This is a genomic window from Microbacterium sp. AR7-10 (genome assembly GCF_001878835.1).
Taxonomy (GTDB): domain Bacteria; phylum Actinomycetota; class Actinomycetes; order Actinomycetales; family Microbacteriaceae; genus Microbacterium; species Microbacterium commune.
The window spans coordinates 1-3078 of sequence record NZ_MJIR01000086.1; the positions used below are offsets into that span (position 1 = coordinate 1).

Here is a 3078-nt window from a genome sequence, read left to right on the forward strand (position 1 = left end):
TATCCAGCTCCGATGTGGCGACTGGTCACAGTCGTCTTAGCTACTGCAGCCTGTGAAGCCGCGCGATGTGTTCGTGTGTTTTTTGTTGAGTTCGTCGGCAGCGTCAGATGTGTATAAGAGACAGCATACTCATACCGGAGCGAGAGGCGGTGGGGCCGCGTCAGGGGCGCGGGTAGCCGGTGTGATCGGGGTTGGCCGTCAGCGTCCAACCGTCACCGTCGGCCACGACGAGGTTCTGCATGCCGCCGGCATCCGAGATCACGGCGTAGTCCTGCCCCGCGTCGGCGGCGTAGCAGAACAGCGTGACGAACGGCTCGTCGCCGACGTTCACGCTGCGGTGGATCCAGTGCCCGGGCACGTTGACGGCCTTGCCCGGGGTGAGCTCGATGGCCGCCGACTGGCCGTCGAGGGTCTCCAGGAGCATGACTCCTCGGCCGCTCAGGCAGTGGTACAGCTCGGCGCGATCGGCGACGGCGTGCAGATGCCCGCGGGTCACCGCGAACTCGTCGCCGATGCGCCCGGGCAGCAGGGTGCTGGTGCCCACGATGAGCGCCCCCGGCCCCTCCTGGTAGCGGTGGTCGTCGACCCAGTAGACCAGTTCGTCGGCGCCGCGCTCGGCGACAGCGGCACGCCATGCCGCGTCGTCGCGGTAGACGCCGGACATCTCGCCCAGGGTCTTCTCGTATCGGCGGGAGCGGCCTTCGATGCCGCCCAGCGGCGAGATGGTCAGCGGCACGGGGGTGTCGACCGTGTCGGCGGCGGTGGTGGCGGTGCTCAAGTTCGTCCTCCTGACAGCTTGTAATTACAGGTATACTCCGAAACGTCCCGAAACCCCAACAGGAGCAGGCACCGACTGTGATCATCGCCCATGACCTCGGCACCACCGGCGACAAGGCCTCGCTGCACCACGACGACGGCCGCCCGGTGGCATCCGTCACCGTGCCCTACCCCGCGCGGTTCGCGGCGGGCGGGGTGGCCGAACAGGATCCGCACGACTGGTGGGGTGCGGTCGTCTCGGCGACGCGCGATCTGCTGGAGCGCACCGGAACCGCGCTCTCCGCGGTCACCGGCCTGGTGGTGAGCGGGCAGATGATGGGCGCCGTGCTGCTGGACACCGACGGTGCACCCGCCCGCCCCGCCATCATCTGGGCCGACACGCGCGCCGGTGCGCAGCAGCGCCGACTCGAGAGCGCGCTCGGCGCCGAGCACGCGTATCGCGTGCTCGGGCACCGCCTCAACCCCACCTACTCGATCGAGAAGATCATGTGGGTGCGCGACAACGAGCCGCGCATCTGGGAGCGGGTGCGCCGGGTCTGCGTCGCGAAGGACTACATCGTCCTGCGTCTCACCGGCCGCCTGGCCACCGACCGCTCCGACGCGTCGGGCACGAATGCCTACGACCAGCAGGCCGGCGACTGGTCGGACGAGGTGCTCGCCGCGGCGGGACTCGACCGCGCACTGTTCCCCGAGATCCTCGACTCCACCGCGATCGCCGGGGCGCTCACCGCCTCGGCCGCCGACGCGCTGGGACTGCACACCGGCGTGCAGGTCGTGATGGGCGGCGGCGACGGCCCGATGGCCGCCGTCGGCTCGGGAGTGGTCGCCCCCGAGGACGGCGCCTACGTCTGCCTCGGCACCAGCTCGTGGATCTCGTTCGCCGCCGAACGGCCGCTGCTCGACCCGCAGATGCGCACCTTCACCTTCGACAACGTCGTGCCCGGCGGCTTCGTGCCCACCGCCACCATGCAGGCCGGCGGCGCCTCGGTGCAGTGGATCGCCGAGGCGCTCTCCCCCGACCCGTCGCGCCCCGAGACGGGTCGGCTCACGGCCGAGGCCGCCGCCGACGTCGACACCGAAGACCTCTACTTCCTGCCCTACCTGCTCGGCGAGCGCGCCCCGATCTGGGACCCCGACGCGCGGGGCGCCTTCATCGGACTCGGCCGGCATCACACCCGCGCGCACCTGATGCGCGCCGTGCTCGAGGGCACCGCGTTCAACCTGCTCACGTGCATCCACGCGTTCCGCGAGTCCGGCGCGAGGATCGACCGCATCGACGCCGTCGGCGGCGGGGCGCAGAGCGATGCCTACCTGGCGGTGCTCGCCGATGTCTGGGGCGTGCCGGTGCGCCGCCGCAGCATCGTGGAGGAGGCGAACAGCCTCGGCGCTGCGGTGACCGGCGCCGTCGGACTCGGTCTCGCCGACTTCTCGGCCGCGCGGGCGCTCAGCGAGGTGACCGCGGAGTTCACCCCGGATGCCGCGCGCCACGCGGTCTACGTCGAGCGGCACGCTCGCTTCACGGACGCCTACACGGCCCTCGCGCCGTGGTTCGCAGGAAGGCCGCGCTGATGGGCGTCATCCTCGTCACGAGCCGCTCGTTCTCGGACGGCGATCTCGATCTGGTCGCCCGTGCCGATGAGGCCGGGCACAGCATCCTGCGCGGACCGGCGCATCACGACCTCGCTGAGCTGCGCCCCCTGCTCCTCGACGCGGATGCCTGGATCGCAGGCACCGGCCCGGTGACCGACGAGCACCTGGCTGCCGCGCCGCGGCTGCGCGTGGTGGCCCGGTACGGCGTGGGCACCGAGGCGGTCGACGTCGCAGCGGCCGTGCGGCGCGGCGTCGTCGTGACGAACACCCCGGGCGCCAACGCCGACGCCGTCGCCGACCACGCGGTCGGTCTGATGCTCGCCGCCCTGCGCACCATTCCCGACGGCGACCGTCGCGTGCGCGCCGGCGACTGGTCGGTGCGCCGCGGACGCGAGCTGGGAGCCGCGACCGTCGGCATCGTCGGCTTCGGCCGCATCGGCCAGGGGGTGGCCGCCCGCCTGAGCGGCTTCGGTCCGCGCGTCGTGGCATCCGATCCGTTCCTCCCCGAGGAGCTCGTGCGTGCGGCGGGGGCGGAGCCCCTCGCGCTGGACGACCTGTTCGGCACCGCCGACGTGATCACCCTGCACGCCCCCGGCGGGCAGCGCCTGGTCGACGCCGAGCGCCTCGCCGGGATGCGGGCGGGGAGTGTCCTGGGGGACACCTGTCTCTTATACACAGCTCCGAGCCCACGAGAAGGGTAGTAAACTCGGA

General features: G+C 71.8%; 3 protein-coding genes. 2 read left to right on the forward strand and 1 reads right to left on the reverse strand.

Annotation, left to right across the window (positions count from 1 at the left end):
- Nucleotides 1–160: 160 nt before the first annotated feature.
- Nucleotides 161–778, reverse strand: a complete 618-nt coding sequence (locus tag BFN01_RS11870; RefSeq protein WP_218161819.1) for a glucose-6-phosphate isomerase family protein — start codon at nucleotides 776–778, stop codon at nucleotides 161–163.
- A gap of 77 nt (nucleotides 779–855) precedes the next feature.
- Here BFN01_RS11870 and xylB point away from each other — a divergent pair, with 77 nt between their 5' ends.
- Both xylB and BFN01_RS11880 read left to right on the forward strand, forming a co-directional pair.
- The gene (gene xylB, locus BFN01_RS11875) at nucleotides 856–2346 is read left to right on the forward strand and encodes a xylulokinase (RefSeq protein WP_071644564.1); all 1491 of its coding nucleotides are present in this window, start codon (nucleotides 856–858) and stop codon (nucleotides 2344–2346) included.
- Nucleotides 2322–3068 carry an NAD(P)-dependent oxidoreductase gene (locus tag BFN01_RS11880; RefSeq protein ID WP_256221134.1) on the forward strand — a complete coding sequence of 249 codons (747 nt, stop codon included), beginning with the start codon at nucleotides 2322–2324 and terminating at the stop codon, nucleotides 3066–3068. The genes xylB and BFN01_RS11880 overlap by 25 nt, the downstream gene beginning before the upstream one ends.
- Nucleotides 3069–3078: the final 10 nt, after the last annotated feature.